The sequence below is a fragment of the Sphingorhabdus sp. genome (assembly GCF_040079335.1).
Classification (GTDB): Bacteria; Pseudomonadota; Alphaproteobacteria; order Sphingomonadales; family Sphingomonadaceae; genus Sphingorhabdus_B.
The window spans coordinates 17,244-39,148 of the sequence record NZ_JBEBKL010000019.1; the positions used below are offsets into that span (position 1 = coordinate 17,244).

Here is a 21,905-nt window from a genome sequence, read left to right on the forward strand (position 1 = left end):
ACCGTGGCTCGCTTTTAAACCGGAACGGTTATGCGTTTGCCTGCAAACACCGATTGCCAGTTTTCGATTTCGTCCACCACAATATCGTCAATGGCATGGGCAAGACCAGAAACGCGTGCATAGGTGATCTCTCTGTCCGGCGCCGACCGCAAAAAGCCGATCCGCGTTGCTATATCGTCGAGCTTTTCAGCCGTGATTTCCGATATCGCGGCAAAGCGTTCAAAATCTCCGAAATAATGTACACCCGCAAACGCTCCACCCATTGTCGGAAACAAAACTCCCAGAAAGGTGAAAAGCTTGGCGACCGAATGCGGCAAGCCCGCCGGAAGCCAGGCAGTTACCGCGCCAATCTCGATCAACAGATACACCGCCACAGATATTACAGCAAACAGGAACAATATTTCGGACAAGCGGTCCAGATTGTGTTGCGCACGCTTTAGCCGGGCGGCCTTGATGCGGTGATAATCGCGCTGCGGGCAAACATGATGATCGCACATCAGCGCCAGGGCACCTTTTAGAAAGGTCGACGTTATCCTGATCTGCGGCAAACCGATGTTTCGCAACGCGTGCCGCGCATACCATTCGGGCCAGTTTCCTCCTGATCCGCGCGGCCATCGCCCGATAGGGCGTGCTGCACCCAGCAACAGCAGGATGGGCGCATGGCGGAAATATTCGGCGACGCGCCGGATTTCGAACCAGCGCTCATGCCAACGCTTGCGTTTGCCCGTAAAGAAGATGCCAATGATGGCAAAAAGCAACACGAATTCAAAGGCAGCGAACCACCATTTCTGTTCAATGCTGGCAAAGGGCAGATAGGCGATCCCACCGACGATCGCGAAGGCAGAGAGGAAAAAGCTGGCGACCATGCTGCCGCGATAGGCATCAGACAGCCAGGTCGAAACGCCGTCGGCCCAGGCAAAAGGACGCATCACTTCGTCTGCAATACGCGGGGGCATGGCAGGATCAATGCCGTCCAGCTTGGCCGCCGCAGCCAGCATCTCTGCTCCACTACCCGCGGCAATGGCGTCAGGCTTCTCATAATGCTGGGTCAGGTTTCGCAGTGGCCGGTTCCGTGGCTCGCCGAACATGGCCTCGATACGGCGGTAGGCATGGAGCAAAGGATTGCTTTTGTCCCGCCATTTTTCATGCCGGCTGACGCCCTTCCAGCCATCCCCGGAAGGACAAAGGGCAACATGTATCAACGCCGATATGCCTGACTTATCTCTTGCTGCAGACGCCCTACCGGTAAGTGCAGCCAGTTGCTCCTTTGCTTGCAGCAGGTGCCAGCCTTGCGGGTCTCGGGCGTCGATCCAGATGACTGGGACACCTTGCTCAAGAGCAGCCTCTATCGTGTGCCTTGTGCCGCCAATCGACCCGTGCGTTACGCCGTCCCAAATCCCGATGACGATATCAGATTGCTCAATCATCACCCGCGCCGCCATTGCCGCACGATCCGAGCAAAGCGCAAAAAATGCCTGCTCGGCGGCGCCATCGCTGGTGTCGGTGAGGTGGGTTGCGAACAGAGCCTCTACGACATCGTCCTGTTCGGCGAGTTCGAATGCACTGACCTCATATTCAGTCGAACGGATTTCGGCAGCGCGGTCGGAGGTCATCGGATCAATCGGGTCCTGCCCGTTCAACAATGCGCGCATATCATCCAGACTTGTCGGCTGCGCATTGACGGCCAGATTGAGCGCCCGACCGAAAGGGAGCGGCGCGATCACCGGCCAACCAGTGGCGGTTGCGGATTTGACGGCCATCAAGTCCGCACCATAGGCGAGCAATGAATGCAGCCGAACCAGCGGGCGCGCTTTGTCTGAGGTTTGGGCCATTTTGACAGCTGTTTGATCGAGAAACGCTATCAGTTCAGTAAGGCTGCGGGCAATCGCTGCACTGTTTGCGGAAAAAACCGGGTGCCTAGTGCGATGGCCGGTAATGCCGATATCAAGCGAGACTTTTGGCGCAATCAAGCCTGAATTGTCGGCATCGTCTCGTAGCATTCGCTGTCCCTGCCCCTCTGACAATTCGTTTGAAAGACTAAAGCGAGAGATTGGCTAGTTCAAGCTCTCTGAATCCTCTGCTGTCGTTCCACCGTCGCTGTTTTGCGGAATGGAGCTTTTGAAAGACGATCGGTGGAAACCCTAGCTTAACAGCCCTGCAAGTTTACTTTCGACAAACGTCGCAAGATGACTTTTAATTACGCAAACATCCCGCTACCGCGAATCAAATTTCACCAGATTCGGACGACAAGGGTACGCCATGGGATTTCCTCCGGCACAGGGACTGTATGACCCACGTAATGAGCATGACGCCTGCGGCGTCGGCTTCATCGCGAATATAAAGGGAACCAAAACGCATTCGACCATCGAGCGCGGCCTGCAGATTCTCGTCAATCTTGACCATCGTGGTGCGGTGGGCGCCGATCCGTTGCTGGGCGATGGCGCTGGCATATTGATCCAGATTCCTGATGCACTCTACCGTGACTGGGCCAAGGGCGCAGGTGTCACCCTGCCGCCGCCGGGTGATTATGCCGTTGTCATGTGCTTCCTGCCGCAAAATGAAGCGGCGCGCGAATTCGGTATCGCAAATTTTGAGAGCTTCATCGTCAAGGAAGGCCAGACAATCCTTTGCTGGCGCGATGTGCCAACGACGCTGGATGGCCTTGGCAAGGCGGTGATCGAGCAGATGCCGGTGATCCGTCAGCTATTCATCGGGCGTGGCGAGAATTGTGCCGACGAAGCAGCGTTTGAACGCAAACTTCTAGCGATCCGCAAGCAGGCACAAAATCCGTTGGCGGCGCTTGAAGAAAAGCATGGACTGCCCGGTCTTTCGAGCTTCTACATCCCGTCGATGTCGACGCGCACGGTGGTCTATAAGGGGTTGCTGCTCGCGGGCCAGGTCGGCAGCTTCTATGACGATCTGCGCAACCCGCTGTGCCAATCTGCTCTCGCACTGGTCCACCAACGATTTTCGACCAACACTTTCCCCAGCTGGAAACTCGCGCACCCCTATCGCTTGGTGGCACATAATGGCGAAATCAACACGGTTCGCGGCAATGTGAACTGGATGAATGCGCGCCGCCGCACGATGGAATCGGACCTGATGGGGCCAGATCTCGACAAGATGTGGCCGATCATCCCGCACGGCCAGTCGGACACGGCGTGCCTAGACAATGCGCTCGAACTGCTGCTCGCTGGTGGATATTCGCTATCGCATGCGGTGATGATGCTGATCCCAGAGGCATGGGCCGGCAATCCGATGATGGATGCCAACCGCCGCGCCTTCTATGAATATCATGCAGCGCTGATGGAGCCATGGGATGGCCCGGCCGCCGTCGCCTTCACCGATGGCCGCCAGATCGGCGCCACACTCGACCGCAACGGCCTGCGTCCTGCCCGATTCTGTGTGACTGACGACGACCATGTCATCATGGCGTCGGAAAGCGGTGTACTGCCGATCAAGGAAGACAATATCGTCCGCAAATGGCGGCTCCAGCCGGGCAAGATGCTGCTCATCGATATGGAGCAGGGCCGCATCATCGAGGATGAGGAAATCAAAGCAGAGCTGGCGACGGCAGAGCCTTATGCCAAATGGCTCGAAGCCGCGCAGTATAAGCTGAAAGACCTCGACGATGTCGAAGTCGCCGAAGCGCCGCTGGTCAACGATCACGCCGCCTTGCTCGATCGCCAGCAGGCCTTTGGCTATACGCAAGAGGATATCAGCAAATTCCTTGAGCCGATGGCTGCCAATGGCGACGACCCGCTGGGCTCGATGGGTACCGACACTCCGATAGCTGTGCTGTCGAACAAGTCGCGGCTGCTCTACGATTATTTCAAGCAGAATTTCGCGCAGGTCACCAACCCGCCGATCGATCCGATCCGCGAAGAGCTAGTAATGAGCCTCGTCTCGATGATCGGCCCGCGACCCAATCTGCTCGGCCATGATGCGGGCACGCACAAGCGGCTTGAGGTTGACCAGCCAATCCTGACCAATGCCGATCTCGCCAAGATCCGTTCGGTCGAACATGCGCTCGATGCCGCGTTCCGCGCCGAAACCGTCGATATGACCTGGGATGCGGCGAGCGGCGCCGCGGGCCTTGAAATGGCGATCAAGGAAATGTGCTGGGCCGCCACGGAAGCGGTGTTGCAGGACAAGAATATCCTCATTCTTTCCGACCGCGCCCAAGGGCCCGACCGGATTGCCATGCCCGCCTTGCTGGCAACGGCTGCCGTCCACCACCACCTCGTCCGTCAAGGCCTGCGTATGCAGACTGGCCTTGTGGTCGAGACCGGCGAAGCGCGCGAAGTGCACCATTTCTGCGTGCTCGCGGGCTATGGGGCCGAAGCGATCAACCCCTATGTCGCCTTTGAAACGCTCGAGGAAATCCGCGTGCGTCAGGGCCTCTCGCTATCGACTTACGAGGTTCAGAAAAACTATATCAAGGCGGTGGGCAAGGGTGTGCTCAAGGTCATGTCCAAGATGGGCATTTCGACTTACCAATCTTACTGCGGTGCGCAGATTTTCGACGCAGTCGGCCTGTCGTCTGCATTTGTCGGTAACTATTTCACCGGCACCGCAACCACGATCGAAGGCGTCGGCTTGGCGCAGGTCGCAGAAGAAACCGTCCGTCGCCATGCCGCAGCCTATGGCGACAATCCTATCTACAAAAACATGCTCGATGTCGGCGGCATCTATGGCTATCGCATCCGGGGTGAGGACCATGCCTGGACGCCAGCCAATGTCGGCCAGCTGCAGCATGCCGTGCGCGGCAACGATCCCAAAAATTATGCCGAGTTCGCCAAGTCGATCAACGAACAGAGCGAACGCCTGCTGACCATCCGCGGGCTGATGGAGCTGAAACCAGCGGAAAAGCCGATCGACATCAGCGAGGTTGAACCCGCATCCGAAATCGTCAAGCGCTTCGCCACCGGCGCGATGAGCTATGGCTCGATTTCGTGGGAGGCGCATACCACGCTTGCCGTGGCGATGAACCGCATTGGCGGCAAATCAAACACCGGCGAAGGCGGCGAAGACCCGAAGCGGTTCAAGACGCTGCCCAATGGCGATTCGATGCGCTCGGCGATCAAGCAGGTCGCCTCCGGCCGCTTTGGCGTGACCGCGGAATATCTGGTCAATGCCGACGATATCCAGATCAAGATGGCGCAGGGTGCAAAGCCCGGAGAAGGCGGCCAGCTGCCCGGCGACAAGGTCGACAAGACCATCGGCGCAACCCGCCATTCGACTCCGGGTGTCGGCCTCATCTCGCCCCCGCCGCATCACGACATCTATTCGATTGAGGATCTGGCGCAGCTGATCCACGACCTGAAAAACGTCAACACCGGTGCGCGGATTTCGGTGAAACTCGTCTCCGAAGTCGGCGTTGGCACGGTTGCCGCTGGTGTTTCAAAGGCGCGTGCGGACCATGTCACGATTTCGGGTTATGAGGGCGGCACCGGCGCATCGCCGCTGACCTCGCTGACCCATGCGGGTTCACCTTGGGAAATCGGCCTCGCCGAAACCCAGCAAACACTGCTGCTCAACAATTTGCGCAGCCGCATTGCGGTGCAGGTTGACGGCGGGCTTCGCACCGGACGCGACGTGGCCATTGGCGCGTTGCTGGGTGCGGACGAGTTCGGCTTTGCCACTGCACCGCTGATCGCGGCGGGCTGCATCATGATGCGCAAATGCCATCTGAATACCTGCCCTGTGGGTGTGGCAACGCAAGACCCAGTTCTGCGCGCGCGCTTCACCGGCCAGCCTGAGCATGTTATCAATTACTTCTTCTTCGTCGCCGAAGAATTGCGCGCGATCATGGCCGAAATGGGCTTTCGCACGCTTGAGGAAATGGTCGGCCGCGTCGACCGCATCGACATGAAGAAGGCGATCCATCACTGGAAGGCGCAGGGCATTGATCTGTCGCGCCTGCTGCATGTCGTCGACACCAAGGGCCTGCCGCTGCACCACACGGAAACGCAGGATCACGGGCTTGACAAGGCGCTCGATCAGGATCTGATCGCTGCTGCCGCCCCCGCTTTGGAAAAGGGCGAAGCCGTCCGGATCGAACGGGAGGTGAGGAGCCTCAACCGCACCGTCGGCGCGATGCTTTCGGGTGAGGTGGCCAAGAAATATGGTCATGCGGGCTTGCCCGAAAACACCATTCAGATCGCCTTCACCGGCGTTGCGGGGCAGAGCTTTGGCGCGTTCCTCGCGCATGGCATCACGCTCGAACTCACTGGCGATGCCAATGACTATGTCGGCAAGGGCCTGTCGGGCGGTCGCGTGATCGTGAAGCAACCGGCACATGTGAAGCGCGAGCCGACCGAGAATATCATTGTCGGCAACACCGTGCTTTATGGTGCGATCGCAGGCGAGGCCTATTTCAGCGGCGTGGCTGGCGAACGCTTTGCCGTTCGCAATTCGGGCGCGCTCGCGGTGGTCGAAGGCACGGGCGATCATGGCTGTGAATATATGACCGGCGGCGTTGTCGCTGTGCTCGGCAAGACCGGGCGCAACTTTGCCGCGGGCATGTCAGGCGGCGTCGCCTATGTCTATGACGAGGATGGCCGCTTCCGCGAACGCTGCAACATGGCGATGGTCGATGTCGAGGCAATCGAGCCCGATGGTCCCGAGGCTGAAAACAGCACAGGCGCACCGGCGCAGCGCGCATCGAGCGTAACCGACTTCGGCATGGGCGATATGCTTTACCATTCAGCAGAACGCCTGCGCATCCTGCTCGAACGCCACCATCTCTACACCGGCAGCAAGCGCGCTCGCGCTATTCTTGACGACTGGCCGAACGCACTTGGCAAATTCGTCAAGATCATGCCGAAGGATTACAAACGCGCGCTGAAGCAGCTCGAGGCCGAACGCCTTTCCGCTGCCCATGTCGCGGCTGAATAAGATTACGGAGCAATAAAGTGGGCAAGGCAACAGGCTTTCTCGAACTCGACCGGCAAGACCGGAGCTATTCAGACGCCGAGGAGCGGTTGAAGCACTACAAGGAATTTGTCGTGCCGCTGCCCGAGGAGAAGCTGAAGGCACAGGCGTCACGCTGCATGAATTGCGGTATCCCCTATTGCCACAATGGCTGCCCGGTGAACAACATCATCCCGGACTGGAACCATCTGGTCTATGAAGGCGACTGGCAGAATGCATTGGAAGTGCTGCACAGCACCAACAACTTCCCCGAATTCACAGGCCGTATCTGCCCCGCCCCGTGCGAGGCAAGCTGCACGCTCAACATTGATGACGCACCTGTCACGATCAAGTCGATCGAATGCGCCATAGTCGATCGCGGATGGCAGGAAGGCTGGATCCAGCCGCAAATTCCAGCGCGCAAAACGGGTAAGTCGGTGGCTGTGGTCGGCGCTGGCCCAGCAGGCATGGCCTGTGCGCAGCAACTGGCGCGCGCCGGGCACAGCGTGACCCTGTTCGAAAAGAACGACCGGATGGGCGGTCTGCTCCGCTACGGCATCCCCGACTTCAAGATGGAGAAGGACCTGATCAACCGACGCCTGATGCAAATGCAGGCCGAAGGTGTGGTGCTCAAAGAATCGACCGAAATCGGTGTGCATGTCTCGATGGAGTCTCTTCGCGAGAATTTCGACGCTGTGGTGATGTCCGGCGGCGCCGAAGAAGCGCGCCAGCTAAACATTCCGGGTGCCGAAATGGCAGGCGTGCGCCTCGCGATGGAATTTCTGACCCAGCAGAACAAGCGCAATGCAGGTGACGACGAAACCCGCGCGGCGCCGCGTGGTTCGATTGTCGCAACCGGCAAGCATGTTATCGTCATCGGCGGCGGCGACACCGGCTCCGACTGTGTCGGCACCTCCAACCGTCAGGGTGCCGCTTCGGTGACACAGATCGAAATCATGCCCAAGCCGCCCGTGCGTGAGGACAAGGCTATGGTCTGGCCCGATTGGCCGCTCAAGCTGCGCACCTCGTCCAGCCATGAAGAGGGCTGCGACCGCGATTGGGCGATCAATGCCAAGCGCGTGATTGGCGAAAACGGGCAGGTCACCGGGCTCGAATGCATCCGCCTCGACTGGTCGGACGGTCGGATGGAAGAGGTTGCCGGAAGCGAGTTTGTCATCAAAGCCGACCTGATTTTCCTCGCGATGGGCTTCACCGGCCCGCGCAAGGCCGGAATGGTCGACCAGTCCGAAGTCGCATTGGATGCCCGCGGCAATGTTGCTGCCAACATCAGCGACTATATGACCAGCCAGGAAGGTGTGTTCGCCTGTGGTGACATGCGGCGCGGCCAGAGCCTTGTCGTCTGGGCGATCCGGGAAGGACGGCAATGCGCACGATCGGTCGATTTGCACCTGATGGGCGCATCCGAGCTACCGCAATAGATATTAGCTGTCTGGGAAGCATTTAAACTGCTTCCCATTTGCGGCAGGCTAATTCGCTCTCTTGACGGCAGGTTCGTTTTCGCGTTGGGCGACGGCATGCGCTTCTTTTCCGACAACGCTGCCCCCGTGCATCCAAAGATCATGCAGGCCATAGCCGATGCAAACATCGTCGATACGGCCTATGACGGCGACGCTTTAAGCCATCGGCTGGATATAGCATTTTCTGAACTGTTCGAACGCGATGTGGCCGTGTTGTGGGTTTCAACCGGCACAGCCGCCAACTGCCTCGCGCTCGCGTCAATGGTGCAGCCGCATCAGGGCATCATCTGCCACCGCGAAGCGCATATCGAAGTCGACGAATGCGGCGCGCCTGGATTTTACACCGGCGGCGCCAAATTAATGCTGGTGGATGGCGACGGCGCGAAGATTTCGCCGCAAACCGTCTGCGACCTTCTTTCGACCATCCGGCCCGATGTGCATCAGGTGCAGGCTGCAGCGGTTTCCATGACCAACGCGACCGAATATGGGCTGGTTTACCGGCCTGAAGAAGTCGCGGCACTTGGCGCCTTATGCGCCGAACGCAAGCTGGGTCTGCACATGGATGGCGCGCGGTTCGGCAATGCGGTTGCGACACTTGGCTGCACACCTGCAGACGTGACGTGGCGCGCCGGGGTTGATGTCCTCAGCTTTGGGTTCGCCAAAAATGGTGGAATGAATGCCGAGGCTTTGGTCTATTTCGATCCGGCGCTTGCTGATGCAGCGCGCTATCGTCGCAAGCGCGCAGGGCATTTGCTATCCAAGGGGCGGTTTCTGGCGGCGCAGCTACTTGCGTTCCTGAAAGCCGATTTGTGGCTCGATAACGCCAAGGCCGCAAATGCCGCTGCACAAATCATCGCCGGGGCCGCGCCCGAAAGGTTGCTCTATCCGGTTGAAGCCAATGAAATATTCGTTCGACTGTCTGCGGCTGAGGCGGCTACGCTTCGGTCGCAAGGCTTCGACTTTTACGATTGGGGCGACGGTGCTGCGCGCCTTGTAACCAGCTGGCATCACCGTGAAGAGGATATTGCACCACTCGCCAAAGCTATCGCGACGCTGTGACCCCTTCCCCACCCTCTGCCACAGCCGCTGAACCCGGCTTGCTTAACCCGCGCATTGCAATCCCTTTCCTGGTCGTCTCGCTGATCTGGGGTTCAACGTGGCTCGTCATCCGTGACCAGTTGGGCACGGTGCCCGCAAGCTGGTCGGTCAGTTACCGCTTTGCCGTGGCGGCGGCGGGAATGTTCATGCTGTCTGCAATCATGCGCCAATCGCTGCGCATCGACGGCACCGGTCTCAAGTGGACCTTATTGCTCGGCGTGATGCAGTTCACGCTGAATTTCAACTTCGTCTATGCGGCGGAGCATCACATCACATCAGGGCTGGTCGCCGTTATCTTCGCATTGCTGATCATTCCCAATGCCTTGCTCGGCAAATGGTGGCTCGGTCGCCAGTTTAGCCGTAACTTCGTCATCGGTTCCATCATCGCTACCGCCGGTGTCGCCTTGCTGATGGCGCAGGAATATCGTGCCGCACCGGTTGGCGGGCATGAAGTGCTACTAGGGACCGCGCTGACGCTGGTGAGTGTCATATGCGCCTCGGTCTCCAACGTGATGCAGGTGGCTCCCTCGGTCAGCCGCTATCCTACAACGACGATCCTTGCCTGGTCGATGTTGTGGGGTGCGCTCGCCAATGCAGCCTGGTCCTTCATCTACCACGGTCCGCCGGCAATAGAGATGCGTGCTGGCTATCTGGGCGGGGTGCTGTATCTGGGCATCATCGGCTCGGTGGTCACCTTCCCGCTCTATTTCGACCTCATCCGCAAGATTGGCCCCGGCAAAGCCGCCTATACCAGCGTGCTCATCCCCGTTGTCGCGATGCTGCTATCGACGTTTTTCGAAGGCTATGACTGGTCGGCGCTGGCTGCTGGAGGCGCCATATTGGCCACGCTGGGCCTCGTCGTAGCAATGCGTTCGCGTTAGACTCGCCAAGCGGCAAAAGCGGCGTTAGTCTCCTCTTTGGAGAGGAGAAAATCATGGAGCAGCTAAGCGGGCAGGACGCAAGTTTCGTCTATCTCGATACCCCCAATACACCGATGCACATCGGATCAGTGGGGATTTATGATCCGTCGACAGCACCGGGGGGCTTTGTCCGTTTCAAGGACATTTTAGCGCATGTCGAAAGCCGTTTGGACAAGGCGCGCAGTTTCCGCCAGAAACTCGTCCGCGTTCCCTTCGATCTCGACCATCCCTACTGGATCGACGACCCCAATTTCGACCTCGAATATCATGTCCGCCACATCGCCCTGCCCCACCCCGGCGACTGGCGGCAATTGTGCATTCAGGTCGCGCGCCTCCATGCGCGCGGAATGGACCTTTCCAAACCGCTGTGGGAATTCAACATTGTAGAGGGCCTCGACAATATCGAGGGCTTGCCCAAGGGCTGTTTCGCTCTGGTGGCGAAGGTGCACCATGCGGCGATCGACGGTATGTCGGGGGTCGAATTGTCCGCCGCCGTGCACGACATCGAACCTGTACCTGTGGACCGTTCCGCCAAACCGAAATGGAAGGGCGAGAACGAGCCTGCCGTCACCGAAATGCTGATGCGCACATGGATGAATTCGGTCACCCAACCGGTGCGCTTTGCCAAGACTCTGGCTCAGACCGTGCCCGGCGCAGCGCGGCTCATTCGCGAGGTCGCAGGCGGCGACGTATCGCTGAAGGGCGCAAAAATGGCGCCGCAGACCATTCTCAACGGCAAGGTCAGCCCGCACCGTGTGTGGGACAGCACTGTCCTGCCGCTGGCAGGGATAAGGTCGATCAAGGACCGGATCGAGGGCGCAACCGTCAACGATGTTATCCTGACCATTATTGGCGGTGGCCTGCGCAAATATCTGCAGCAACGCAAAGCCCTGCCCAAGGACAGCCTGACTGCGATGGCGCCTATTTCGGTGCGCGCAGAGGGCGAAAAGGAGGCGCTGGGCAATCTGGTCTCGGCGATGCTGGTGCAACTCGGCACGCATATCGAAGACCCGATGGAACGGCTGGCCTTTGTTCGCAAGGAAGCGCTCAACTCGAAGGCGATGACCAATGCGGTCGGGGCGCGGACGTTGACCGAATATAGCCAGTTCATCCCCTCCGGCCTCGCCGGACTGGGGGCTCGACTTTACTCGCGACTGGGCGTTTCGAACCTGCATTCGCCGGTGTTCAATGTGGTCGCAACCAATGTGCCGGGTCCGCGTGTCCCGTTATACTTTGCTGGTGCCAAGATGGTCCGGATGATGGGCACGGGGCCGATTTTCGACGGCATGGGCATGATCAATGCGATCTACAGCTATGGGCCAGACATCGCGATTTCCTTCACCAGCGACCGCGAAATGATCCCCGATCCGGCTAATTATGCCGCAGCGTTGAACGAGGCCTATGAGGAGTTGCTGGGCGCGACGCCCAAGGCTGCACCGAAGGCAGAAACAGCTGTGAAGCCTGAGGCTAAGGCAGCACCAGCAAAAAAGGCAGTGGTGAAGCCAGTAAAGGCCAAAACGGCAACGAAAAAGCAGACAGTGAAAAAGACTTTAGCAAAGGCGGCAAAGCCGGTTGCCAAACCAAAAGCCAAGACCAAAAAGTGAAAAGGCCCGGGTGTTCCCCCGGTCCACGTTCACGTTAAGTCTTAGAAATCAATGCCCTGAAGAGGGGTAGATCAGGCTTTTCACGCCACCACGTTCGAACGGCTTCCATTCACCCTCGGGCAAAGCCAGCCGGTCGGCAATCGCCCACAGCACCGTCGGGTTGACGCCAAGTCCGCAATGGCTGCCCTTGACCTCGATATTGTCGGTTTGTGGTGCCTTGGGTTCACGGCTGTTTTGCCATGCAACCACGCCGTCCTGGCGCGAGAAAATCGCAGTGGAAGGCACTGGCGGCACTTCATGGCTTTCTGCCAGTTGCGCCTGTACGTCGGGATCCTCGATATTGTGCCCGGTCAGCAACTGATAGGCGCGCCAAGCATTGGTTGATTTGGGGCTGCCGACAATGGGCGAACCCAGCGAAATAACCTGCCGCACCATATCCGGACGACGGCGCGAAAGCTGGCGAGACAGCGTTCCGCCCAGCGACCAGCCTACGAGCGTGACCTTGCGACCGGTTTCGGCAAAAATCTGCTCAAGCCGCGCAATCAGATGCTCGCCATCATGGCCAATGGCGCGGGGCCCCAAATTGCGGCCCAGTTCCCAATGGAAAACATTATAGCCCAGCTTGTCGAGATAGGCCTGAAGCGGCCGCATCGAAAATTCGGTTGCCATGAAGCCGGGCAGCAACAGCACCGGATGGCCGTCGCCCTTGGGGGCCTGCATCAGGATAGGGCTTGCCCAGGGCATCGAGCCCAATTCGGCCATTGCGCGAGGCAATTCGGTCAATGCGAGAAACAGCGAGGGACGCGACACGTCTTCAATAGCGGCAGTTGCCAATAGCACTCTCCTGCGAATATTTGCCGGTTCTAAGCCGGATTTTGGAAGAGGCTGTCCTAAGCAGGAGTCGCCGTCAATCGACTTTTTGCCCAAAACTGTGGAACAGCGCAGTAAGCCCTTGTTTATAATCCCGATATTGCGGACCCCACCCCAACACTCTTTTGGCTTTTCGGTTCGAAATCCGTCGATTTTCGGCATAAAAGGCCGCGGCCATTGGCGAAAGCTGCGCCTGTTCCAGGGACAGCATCAGTGGTGTCGCAGTTCCCAATAGCAAGCTCGCAAACTCGATGACGGCATTCTGGCTGCACGGAAAATCGTCTGACAGATTGTAGATCCCCAATGGCCCGAAAAAGCTTGCCATCAACCCGGACACAATATCGTCGACATGGACACGGCTGAATATCTGGTCGGGCAAATCAATGCGGTGTGCCTTGCCTTCGCGCACCCTTTCCAGCGCGGAGCGTCCAGGGCCGTAGATGCCAGGAAGCCGGAAAATGCGCACATCATCGCGAAGTTGCTGCCATTCCAAATCGGCGGCTGCGCGCGCGCTGCGCCTGCCAGACCCGACCGACGCGCTTTCGTCGACCCATGCGCCTTGCGTGTCGCCATAGACGCCCGTTGAGGAGAGGTAGCCGATCCATTGGGCAGACGCGGCTGCGATAGCTTCTCCATAGCGTTCGAGCACAGGATCGCCCCCGTCGCGCGACGGCGGCACAGAAGATAAAATGTGCGTCGCCTCAGACAGAGCGCTGAGAATGGCGACATCATCGTTGAAGGCAATCGATGCGGATGATGCTTTCCGGCTGGTGCCAACCACCTCCCAGCCGTCGCTGCGCAATTGCACAGCCAAGCGGCTCGCCGTATAACCCATTCCGAAAATGAATAACTTGCTCACATTCTTAGCTCTTCGTCATTCTCGCGAAGGCGGGAATCCATCACTTGAGCCCACGGTTTAAACCTTGCGACGCTGGAGTAAACCTATCCGATCGGAGATGGATTCCCGCCTTCGCGGGAATGACGAGTGTTGATTAAGTCTGCATGGCCTGCGAATAGAATCAAATGGTGAGCGGTCCCAAGGACATTATCGAAGTTTTGGGCAGCAAACTGCTGGGCAACATTCCGCATGGCTTTCTGGGGCGACGCGGAGGCGTTTCAGTGGGCATCCACGCAGGCCTGAATGTCGGACTGGGATCGGATGATGACCGCGCGGCCGTGCTCGAAAATCGCCGACGCGCTGCTGAGGCTATATTGTCCAGCGCCGAGCTGGTCACTGTCCACCAAATCCATTCGCCCGATGTTGTGACCGTGACCGAAGCGGTATCCTTGGATGCGCGCCCGCAGGCTGATGCGATGGTCACTGATAGGCCGGGCCTTTTGCTCGGCATATTGACCGCAGACTGCGTGCCTGTGTTGTTTGCCGACCATAAGGCTGGCATCATCGGCGCTGCCCATGCCGGTTGGAAGGGTGCGATTTCAGGCATCACCGACAATACTTTGGTCGCGATGGAGGCGTTGGGCGCGGATCGTAGTCGCATCGCTTGCGCAATCGGCCCCTGCATCGCGCAAAAAAGCTATGAGGTCGACGATGGCTTCTACCGCCGCTTTGTCGAGCAAGCCGACGAACATGAGCGCTTCTTTGGCAGCGGGAAACCGGGTCATTGGCAGTTTGATATTGAGGGCTATGTCGCCGCTCGATTGGCGGTGGCAGGTATAACCAAAGTCGAATGTCTAGGTGAAGACACCTATTCGCAGCCGGATCGCTTTTTCAGCTATCGCCGCAGCTGCCATCGGGACGAGCCAGGTTATGGGCGCGAAATTTCATTGATCGGATTGGCAACATGATCCCGTATCTCCAACATCTCGTCACCCCCGCGAAGGCGGGGGTCCAACCCCGGAGGCGCGAACTTAAACGGCAGGCGTTGGATTCCCGCCTTCGCGGGAATGACGAAGGTGAGTGGAAATGATGACAAGACGAGCTGGGTTTTGGGGCGGTATCGCCATTTTCCTGCTCATGCTGCTGGTTGGTCCGCCTGCGTCAATGGGCGCGCCCGCCTGGCATGTTGCCGCCCTCACCTTGCTGATGGCGATCTGGTGGATGACCGAGGCCTTCCCCCTGACTGTAACGGCCCTGCTGCCGTTTCTGGCTCTGCCCCTGATGGGCATCTTGAGTGCGGGGGATGTCGCGAAGGAATATTATTCGCCGATATTGTTTCTGATATTGGGCGGTGCCTTCATAGCCCTCACCATTGAGCGAACCGGGATGCACCGGCGGATAGCGCTGTGGATTTTGGGCTTTGCCGGTCAAAGCCGATTTGGATTGTTGCTGGCTTTTATGGCAGCGACCGCGTTTATCTCGATGTGGATTTCCAACACTTCAACCTCGCTGATCATGATGCCCATCGCGCTTGCGGTGCTTGGTGCGGGAGGGATAGCCGACGACGAAACCGATGGGATGGCGGGTGCGCTGGTGCTGGGCGTTGCCTTCGCCGCTTCGCTCGGCGGCCTCGGGACATTGGTAGGGTCGCCGACCAACCCGATTGCTGTTGGTCTGATCGAAAAACAGGTTGGAATGAACATCAGCTTTGCTGACTGGATGTCTTTCGGCGTGCCGATCCTTCTGGTCGCAGTTCCTGTTACTGCTCTGATTCTGGCAAAGGTGCAAAGGATAGAAGCAACGGCCTTTGATCCAAAGGCGGCCCGTAATGCGATCGGCGCCCAAGGGCCTTGGACTGGCGCAGAGAAGCGACTGCTGCCGATCATCCTGTTGGCGATCGCGCTCTGGCTGGCGCAACCGCAACTTGAAGCGCTACTACCAAAGGGATCGGTTACTGACGGCACCATCGCCATAGCCTGCTCGTTGCTGCTGTTCCTTGTTCCAGACGGCAGTGGTCGTCCGCTGCTCAACTGGAAAGAAGCCGACCGTGCGCCCTGGGGGGTGATCATGATGTTCGGCGGGGGTTTGGCGCTGGCGGCAGGGATCAGCGAATCCGGACTGGCCGATTGGCTGGGCGAAGCGCTGAAACCGCTGGCGGGCGTGCATCCCCTGATTATCGCAGCGGCTGTCACTGCGCTGGTCATCCTGATCACCGAATTTGCGAGCAATGTCGCCACCGCCAGCGGCGTGATGCCGGTGATTGCCGGGTTGGTCGCAGCAACCGGTGCCGATCCCTGGCTACTCGCCATGTGCGCCTCTATCGCCGCAAGCTGGGGCTTCATGATGCCTTCGGGAACGGGCCCCAATGCGATAGCTTGGGCAACCGGCCATGTTGCGTTGCCGCGTATGTTGCGGGCTGGCGTGCTCATCGATCTGTTCGGGGTTCCGCTGATCGTCGGTGTCGTCTGGTTTATCGCGACTTTTCACTAAGGGCGCGTAATTTAGTTTCAATTGAAACAAATATTGCTAAAGCCGGCGTCAAGGAGATTGACGTATGACCGATGCCACCACGCCCCGTCGCAAGGGCAAATCGCCGATCAAGAAAATCGGCGGACGCACCCTCAAACCTTCAACGCTGATGATGGGGCATGGCTACGATCCCGTGCTTTCCGAAGGTGCGCTCAAGCCGCCAATCTTCCTCACCTCAACATTTGCCTTCGAAAATGCAGCCGCAGGCAAGCGCTTCTTCGAACACATCACCGGAAAGCGCAAAGGACCGGCTGACGGCCTTGTCTACTCGCGATTCAACGGACCCAATCAGGAAATCCTCGAAGACCGGCTGGCCGTCTGGGATTGCGCTGACGATGCGCTGGTTTTTTCGAGCGGCATGTCGGCGATCGCCACTCTTCTGCTCGCACTGGTCAACCAGAATGACGTGATTGTCCATTCGGGCCCGCTCTACGCGGCAACCGAGACGCTGATTGCCCGCATCCTGTCCCGCTTTGGCGTTTCCTTTGTCGATTTTCCTGCTGGCGCTAGCCGCAAGGAAATCGACAAGATACTCGCTAGCGCGCAGAAGATGGCAAAGAAAAAGGGCGGCAAGGTCGCGCTGGTCTATCTTGAAAGCCCGGCCAATCCGACCAATGCGCTGGTCGATGTCGAGGCCGTACGCGCCGCACGCGATGCCGCTTTCACCGGCGATCAGAAACCCGCCATCGCCATCGACAACACCTTCCTCGGTCCGTTGTGGCAACAACCGATCAAACAGGGCGCCGAATTGGTCGTCTATAGCCTCACCAAATATGCCGGCGGCCATTCGGACCTCGTCGCAGGCGGCGTTTGCGGAGAGCAGGCATTGATCGACGCGATCCGCCCGATGCGCAACACGATCGGGACAATCTGTGATCCCAACACCGCATGGATGCTGCTGCGCAGCCTCGAAACGCTCGAACTGCGCATGACGCGCGCCGGGGAAAATGCGGCCAAGGTCTGCGCGTTCCTGAAGACGCATCCCAAGGTGGTTGGCCTTGGTTATCTCGGCATGATCGAAGACAAGGCGCAGCAGGACATCTACACTCGTCACTGCACGGGGGCAGGTTCAACCTTTTCGGTCTTCATCAAGGGTGGGGAGAAGGAAAGCTTCCGCTTCCTCGACGCGCTGAAGATCGCTAAACTTGCGGTCAGCCTAGGCGGCACTGAAACGCTTGCCAGCCACCCGGCGGCGATGACCCACCTTTCGGTTCCCGAAGAGCGCAAAAAGGCGCTGGGTATCACCAACAATCTGGTGCGCATTTCTATCGGTATCGAAGACCCGGACGACCTGATCGCCGATTTCAAGCAGGCCCTCGATCAGGTTTGAGGCTCAAGTACGGGGATCGCCGTCGCGCCAATCCAATATCTGCCAGCCATTTTCCCGTGCCAGCCGCTCCAGCGGCGGGTGCGGGTTGGTCGCGAAGGCTTCATCGGCGAAGTTGAGCAACGGCGCATCGGAAACATGGTCCGAATAGGCGCGGATATGGCAGTGATCCCGGTCCAAGCCCTCTGCCGCCATCCATGCCTTGATCCGATCGAGCTTGGCAGTGTCGTAGCAATTATGACCGTCAATCCGTGCGAGCACATGGCCACTGTCGTTGGTCGCCAACTCGGTCGCTATCACATCGTCGAAGCCCAGCCTTGACGCAATCGCATCGACATAGAGGCGGTAGGATGCGGTGGCGATCACATGCCGATAGCCCTCCGCTTTCTCCGCATCGATCCGCCACTTGGCTTCCTGATAGACATTTTTGCCAAGGACTAGGTCAGCATGGCGCTCCAGATGCCTTGCAAACTGCGCGCGAGGGACTTTTCGACCAATCAACAGGCTCTGCGAAAACTGTTTGAGTTGGCTGCGATCCCAAAATTTGAACCAATAGAGCAGCAGACCAAAGGGCAACGCTGGTAGCAGCAACAGCCGCCACGGCGCCTTGTTCCACGCCATATGCATCAGGAACCCGTTATAGGTGGCCCGACGGGTCACCGTCTTGTCCATGTCGTAAATCGCAATGCGGATCTTGGTTTCGCTGCCCATCGACACCAGCATAAGGCGCGTTCCGAATTTGCAAAGCCTTGACGCTTGTTAAGCGGCGAAGAATGCGCCAATCATGGCTGCATGGCGCAGGCTGCTGATTTTACTGAAGAGCAACTGCCCGAAGGCGGAACCATCCTCCGCCTCGGTGGAACGCTTGCTATTTCGCAAATCGGCGAACTGGACGAGCGCTTGCGGGTGTCGAGCGCTGAAGTCCGACAAATCGACCTGTCGCAAATCGACCATATCGATACCGTAGGCGCCTGGCTCGTCTATCGAACCGCGCGCGACCGTGGCGCACAGATTATCGGGGCGGATTCCGATGCCCAGCGGCTGATTGCGGCGGTAAGCGGATCGGACGATATTGAAGTCGAAACGCCGAGGCTATCTCCGGCACTGCGGGTCTTACATGAAGTCGGCGAGGCAGTGGTCGAGATCGCCCGCATGTTTGTCGAATTTGTCGGGTTCATCGGCCAGTGCGTAAAAGGGTTCTTCAACCTTATCATTCACCCGCGCCGCTTTCGGATGCATTCGGTTATCCAGCATTTTGATATGGTCGGCGTTCGAGCGCTGGGAATCATCGGATTGATGAGCTTTCTGATCGGAATCGTTATCGCTCAACAGGGCGCCGTGCAGTTGAGGCAGTTCGGTGCCGAAATCTGGACGGTCAATCTGATCGGTCGCTTGACGATGCGCGAATTGGGCGTGTTGATGACTGCGATCATGGTCGCCGGTCGCTCCGGCTCCGCCTTTGCAGCGCAAATCGGCACGATGAAAATTACCGAAGAAATTGATGCGATGCGGACGATCGGCGTTGTCCCGGTCGAAGCGCTCGTCATCCCGCGCATTCTCGCCACCGTCATCATGATGCCGTTGCTTGGGATATATGCCTCGCTGGTTGCGATAATTGGCGGCGGATTATTTTGCTGGATAACGCTCGATATACCGCCAACCACATTCGTTCAGCGTATCCGCGAGGTCACACCGCTCACCGATTTTTATGTGGGTATGGTGAAGGCTCCAGTGTTCGGCGCAATCATCGCGCTGGCTGGCTGCTTCCAGGGCATGCGCGTGCATGGCAATGCAGAGCAGGTAGGCCTCAAAACCACCGCAGCCGTCGTGCAGGCGATTTTCCTCGTGATCGTCCTAGATGCCTTTTTCGCGGTATTCTTCACCGAGATTGGCTGGAATTGATGGTCGAAGCATCGCCCATCATTTCGGTTCGCGGATTGCGCAATGCCTTTGGGGATCAGGTGATCCATGATCACCTTGATCTGGATGTTCGCCCCGGCGAAATCCTTGGAGTGGTCGGCGGTTCGGGCACCGGAAAATCCGTACTGATGCGTTCAATAATCGGCTTACAGGAACCTGTCGAAGGCGAAGTCGAGGTGTTCGGCACCTCGATGCGCGGCAAGGAAGAGGACGAAGCGTTTGAGGTGCGCAAACGCTGGGGCGTGATGTTTCAGGGCGGAGCCTTGTTCTCGACGCTGACTGTTGCTGAGAATGTGCAGGTACCGCTTCGTGAGTTTTATCCGCATTTCGACATGAAACTGCTCGACGAGATCGCACGATACAAAATCCACCTGAGTGGATTGCCACCCGAAGCCGCACATAAATATCCGTCCGAACTCTCCGGAGGGATGAGAAAGCGTGCCGGTCTAGCTCGCTCGCTGGCGATGGACCCGGAATTGCTGTTTCTTGATGAGCCCACGGCCGGACTCGATCCCATCGGAGCCTCCAAATTCGATGAACTGACCAAAAGCCTGCAGGAAACGCTCGACCTGACCGTATTCCTCATCACCCACGATCTCGATACGCTTTATGCAATTTGTGACCGTGTAGCAGTGATTGCCGACAGGAAAGTCATCGCAATCGGCGAGATCGACGAACTGCTGGCGACGGACCATCCCTGGATCCACGAATATTTCTCCGGCCCGCGTGGTAGGGCGGCGCGACTTGGCCATGAACGGCAGAGCTGAAAATGGGAATTAGCATGGACAAGCAATTGCCGGGGAGGCCATAAGGCACGCAATGGAAACCAAATCCCATTATGTCCTCGTCGGCACGGTCACATTGATCCTGCTAGCCATATTGGCTGGCTTCACTATTTGGTTGTCGCGTTTCGGCGACGGAACCAAAGCCGAATATGATATTTTCTTCCAGCAATCGGTCAGCGGCATCGCCAAAGGTTCAGCCGTAACGTTTGCAGGCGTTCCGGTCGGGCAAATCAAGGACATCAAATTGTGGCGCCCCGATCCGGACTTTGTACGCGTGCGTATAGCCATTGATGCAGACACAGCCATCCTGCAGGGGACGACCGCAACCATCAGCGGTGTGGGCTTCACCGGCGTGTCTGAAATCCAGCTTGATGGCGCCATCAAGGGCGCCCCCCCGATCCGCTGCCCTTCAGCGAATCCCAAAAGCGAATGCCCGGCCGGACGACCCGTTATCCCCACCAAACCCGGGGCGTTGGGCGAAATATTGAATAGCGCGCCTTTATTGGTCGAGCGGCTCTCGACGCTGACCGAACGCCTGAATACCGTGCTTTCCGACAAGAACCAGCAATCGATCCAGCAGATTCTCGATAATGTCGAAAGCCTGTCTGGATCGCTCGCCGGACAAGCGCCGGATCTGCGTGCAGCCATTCAGGAATCGCGCAGCACACTCGCCAAAGCCGGGGCTGCGGCGGAACAGCTGACTGCGCTTTCGACCAGCGCCAATGCCCTGCTCGATAGTGAAGGGAAGCCGATGCTGACCGAACTGCGCAAGACACTGCGTTCGGCCAATGGCAGCCTCACTGCGCTGGAAACCACGCTCAATAGCGCAAATCCCGCCATGGAAACCCTAAACACCCAGACGCTGCCCGAAATCAATCAGCTGGCACGCGATCTGCGCAGGCTCTCTTCGTCGCTGCAGTCGGTAACTGAGCGGCTTGATCAGCAAGGTGTTGGCGGTCTGGTTTCGGCACCAAAGCTTCCCGACTACGAGCCGGGCAGGAGCAAATGATGATTGAACCTCTATCAATCCGCCAGATCAAGACCATGTCGGCTCTGTTAGTGGCCGCTCTTGCCTTGCCCTCTTGTGTCAGCCTGAGTGGAAAGGCGCCGACGTCGATGCTGACGTTGTCTGCCAATTCGACGGTGACTGCCGGTGCGAGCTACACTGGTCTGGCGAAGGATGCCATGGTCGTTCTCGTACCCGAAGTGCCGCGAAAGCTCGATACCAATCGTGTTCCAGTGCAAATCAACATCGGGAACATCGCCTATTTGAAGGATAGCGTCTGGACAGACAAACCGGCTATCCTGATGCGACAGCTTCTCGCCGAAACTCTCGCCGCGAAAAACGGTACGCTGATTCTCAGCGAAGTGGAAACGGCGGGAAAAGCGGAGAACTATCTTTCAGGGCAACTGGTCGAGTTCGGCGTCGATGAAAGTGGTATGGAAGCCGTGGCTATTTTTGATGCAGTCCGCATTCGCAAAGGGCAACCCGTGGAAAAACGGCGTTTTGATGCTCGAAATGATTTAACCAAAATCGAACCAGAAGAGGTAGGCGAAGCTCTCAACGTGGTTGCGAACAAGATAGCAGAAGACGTCGCCACTTGGCTAAGCGCGCCCTAAA

General features: G+C 58.3%; 16 protein-coding genes. 12 read left to right on the forward strand and 4 right to left on the reverse strand.

The genetic code is table 11. The features are described from left to right. Positions 1-14 precede the first annotated feature (14 nt). On the reverse strand, positions 15-2,000 hold the full coding sequence (locus tag ABL922_RS07220; RefSeq protein ID WP_349023535.1) for a hypothetical protein: 1,986 nt from the start codon (positions 1,998-2,000) through the stop codon (positions 15-17). A 259-nt stretch (positions 2,001-2,259) separates the two neighbouring features. Here ABL922_RS07220 and gltB point away from each other — a divergent pair, with 259 nt between their 5' ends. The 5 genes from gltB to ABL922_RS07245 all read left to right on the forward strand — a co-directional run bounded on the left by gltB (position 2,260) and on the right by ABL922_RS07245 (position 12,015). Then, positions 2,260-6,900: a glutamate synthase large subunit gene (gene gltB / locus ABL922_RS07225; RefSeq protein WP_349023536.1), complete on the forward strand. Its 4,641-nt coding sequence runs from the start codon at positions 2,260-2,262 to the stop codon at positions 6,898-6,900. A 17-nt stretch (positions 6,901-6,917) separates the two neighbouring features. After that, a complete protein-coding gene (locus ABL922_RS07230; protein ID WP_349023537.1) occupies positions 6,918-8,354 on the forward strand; it encodes a glutamate synthase subunit beta in 1,437 nt (478 codons plus the stop codon). A 96-nt stretch (positions 8,355-8,450) separates the two neighbouring features. Then, positions 8,451-9,452: a beta-eliminating lyase-related protein gene (locus tag ABL922_RS07235; protein ID WP_349023538.1), complete on the forward strand. Its 1,002-nt coding sequence runs from the start codon at positions 8,451-8,453 to the stop codon at positions 9,450-9,452. Beyond that, entirely contained in the window at positions 9,449-10,372 is a 924-nt protein-coding gene (locus ABL922_RS07240) for a DMT family transporter (RefSeq protein WP_349023539.1), read from the forward strand. The genes ABL922_RS07235 and ABL922_RS07240 overlap by 4 nt, the downstream gene beginning before the upstream one ends. A 53-nt stretch (positions 10,373-10,425) precedes the next feature. After that, a complete protein-coding gene (locus ABL922_RS07245; protein WP_349023540.1) occupies positions 10,426-12,015 on the forward strand; it encodes a wax ester/triacylglycerol synthase family O-acyltransferase in 1,590 nt (529 codons plus the stop codon). 48 nt (positions 12,016-12,063) lie between these two features. Here ABL922_RS07245 and ABL922_RS07250 read toward each other — a convergent pair whose 3' ends face one another. Both ABL922_RS07250 and ABL922_RS07255 read right to left on the reverse strand, forming a co-directional pair. Further along, positions 12,064-12,849, reverse strand: a complete 786-nt coding sequence (locus ABL922_RS07250) for an alpha/beta fold hydrolase (RefSeq protein WP_349023541.1) — start codon at positions 12,847-12,849, stop codon at positions 12,064-12,066. 73 nt (positions 12,850-12,922) lie between these two features. Further along, entirely contained in the window at positions 12,923-13,744 is an 822-nt protein-coding gene (locus ABL922_RS07255; RefSeq protein ID WP_349023542.1) for an SDR family oxidoreductase, read from the reverse strand. A 164-nt stretch (positions 13,745-13,908) separates the two neighbouring features. Here ABL922_RS07255 and pgeF point away from each other — a divergent pair, with 164 nt between their 5' ends. The 3 genes from pgeF to ABL922_RS07270 all read left to right on the forward strand — a co-directional run bounded on the left by pgeF (position 13,909) and on the right by ABL922_RS07270 (position 17,582). Then, entirely contained in the window at positions 13,909-14,691 is a 783-nt protein-coding gene (pgeF, locus tag ABL922_RS07260; protein WP_349023543.1) for a peptidoglycan editing factor PgeF, read from the forward strand. Between the two features lie 118 nt (positions 14,692-14,809). Next, positions 14,810-16,213: a DASS family sodium-coupled anion symporter gene (locus tag ABL922_RS07265; protein ID WP_349023544.1), complete on the forward strand. Its 1,404-nt coding sequence runs from the start codon at positions 14,810-14,812 to the stop codon at positions 16,211-16,213. A gap of 64 nt (positions 16,214-16,277) precedes the next feature. Continuing rightward, positions 16,278-17,582, forward strand: coding sequence for a cystathionine gamma-synthase family protein (locus tag ABL922_RS07270; RefSeq protein ID WP_349023545.1), 1,305 nt, complete (start codon positions 16,278-16,280; stop codon positions 17,580-17,582). A 3-nt stretch (positions 17,583-17,585) separates the two neighbouring features. Here the strand turns inward: ABL922_RS07270 and ABL922_RS07275 are convergent, their stop codons facing one another. After that, positions 17,586-18,290, reverse strand: coding sequence for an HAD-IB family hydrolase (locus tag ABL922_RS07275; RefSeq protein WP_349023546.1), 705 nt, complete (start codon positions 18,288-18,290; stop codon positions 17,586-17,588). Between the two features lie 81 nt (positions 18,291-18,371). On the opposite strand from ABL922_RS07275, the gene ABL922_RS07280 reads away from it, so the two are divergent. Genes ABL922_RS07280 through ABL922_RS07295 form a run of 4 tightly spaced genes read left to right on the forward strand, consistent with a single transcriptional unit; the run spans position 18,372 to position 21,904 of the window. Beyond that, entirely contained in the window at positions 18,372-19,481 is a 1,110-nt protein-coding gene (locus ABL922_RS07280; RefSeq protein ID WP_349023547.1) for an ABC transporter permease, read from the forward strand. Further along, positions 19,481-20,266 carry an ABC transporter ATP-binding protein gene (locus ABL922_RS07285; RefSeq protein ID WP_349023548.1) on the forward strand — a complete coding sequence of 262 codons (786 nt, stop codon included), beginning with the start codon at positions 19,481-19,483 and terminating at the stop codon, positions 20,264-20,266. Before ABL922_RS07280 ends, ABL922_RS07285 begins: the two co-directional genes overlap by 1 nt. 52 nt (positions 20,267-20,318) lie before the next feature. Further along, positions 20,319-21,293 carry an MlaD family protein gene (locus ABL922_RS07290; protein WP_349023549.1) on the forward strand — a complete coding sequence of 325 codons (975 nt, stop codon included), beginning with the start codon at positions 20,319-20,321 and terminating at the stop codon, positions 21,291-21,293. Next, the gene (locus ABL922_RS07295; RefSeq protein ID WP_349023550.1) at positions 21,290-21,904 is read left to right on the forward strand and encodes an ABC-type transport auxiliary lipoprotein family protein; all 615 of its coding nucleotides are present in this window, start codon (positions 21,290-21,292) and stop codon (positions 21,902-21,904) included. Before ABL922_RS07290 ends, ABL922_RS07295 begins: the two co-directional genes overlap by 4 nt. The last annotated feature ends 1 nt before the right edge of the window (position 21,905 follow it).

Bases quoted from the DNA above. Each gene is read 5' to 3' on its own strand.
- ABL922_RS07275 (WP_349023546.1), bottom strand. From the start codon at position 18,290: ATGGGCAGCGAAACCAAGATCCGCATTGCGATTTACGACATGGACAAG.
- ABL922_RS07290 (WP_349023549.1), top strand. From the start codon at position 20,319: ATGGAAACCAAATCCCATTATGTCCTCGTCGGCACGGTCACATTGATC.
- gltB (WP_349023536.1), top strand. From the start codon at position 2,260: ATGGGATTTCCTCCGGCACAGGGACTGTATGACCCACGTAATGAGCAT.
- pgeF (WP_349023543.1), top strand. From the start codon at position 13,909: ATGGTGAGCGGTCCCAAGGACATTATCGAAGTTTTGGGCAGCAAACTG.
- ABL922_RS07245 (WP_349023540.1), top strand. From the start codon at position 10,426: ATGGAGCAGCTAAGCGGGCAGGACGCAAGTTTCGTCTATCTCGATACC.
- ABL922_RS07280 (WP_349023547.1), top strand. From the start codon at position 18,372: ATGGCGCAGGCTGCTGATTTTACTGAAGAGCAACTGCCCGAAGGCGGA.
- ABL922_RS07235 (WP_349023538.1), top strand. From the start codon at position 8,451: ATGCGCTTCTTTTCCGACAACGCTGCCCCCGTGCATCCAAAGATCATG.
- ABL922_RS07295 (WP_349023550.1), top strand. From the start codon at position 21,290: ATGATGATTGAACCTCTATCAATCCGCCAGATCAAGACCATGTCGGCT.
- ABL922_RS07270 (WP_349023545.1), top strand. From the start codon at position 16,278: ATGACCGATGCCACCACGCCCCGTCGCAAGGGCAAATCGCCGATCAAG.
- ABL922_RS07285 (WP_349023548.1), top strand. From the start codon at position 19,481: ATGGTCGAAGCATCGCCCATCATTTCGGTTCGCGGATTGCGCAATGCC.
- ABL922_RS07265 (WP_349023544.1), top strand. From the start codon at position 14,810: ATGATGACAAGACGAGCTGGGTTTTGGGGCGGTATCGCCATTTTCCTG.
- ABL922_RS07220 (WP_349023535.1), bottom strand. From the start codon at position 2,000: ATGCTACGAGACGATGCCGACAATTCAGGCTTGATTGCGCCAAAAGTC.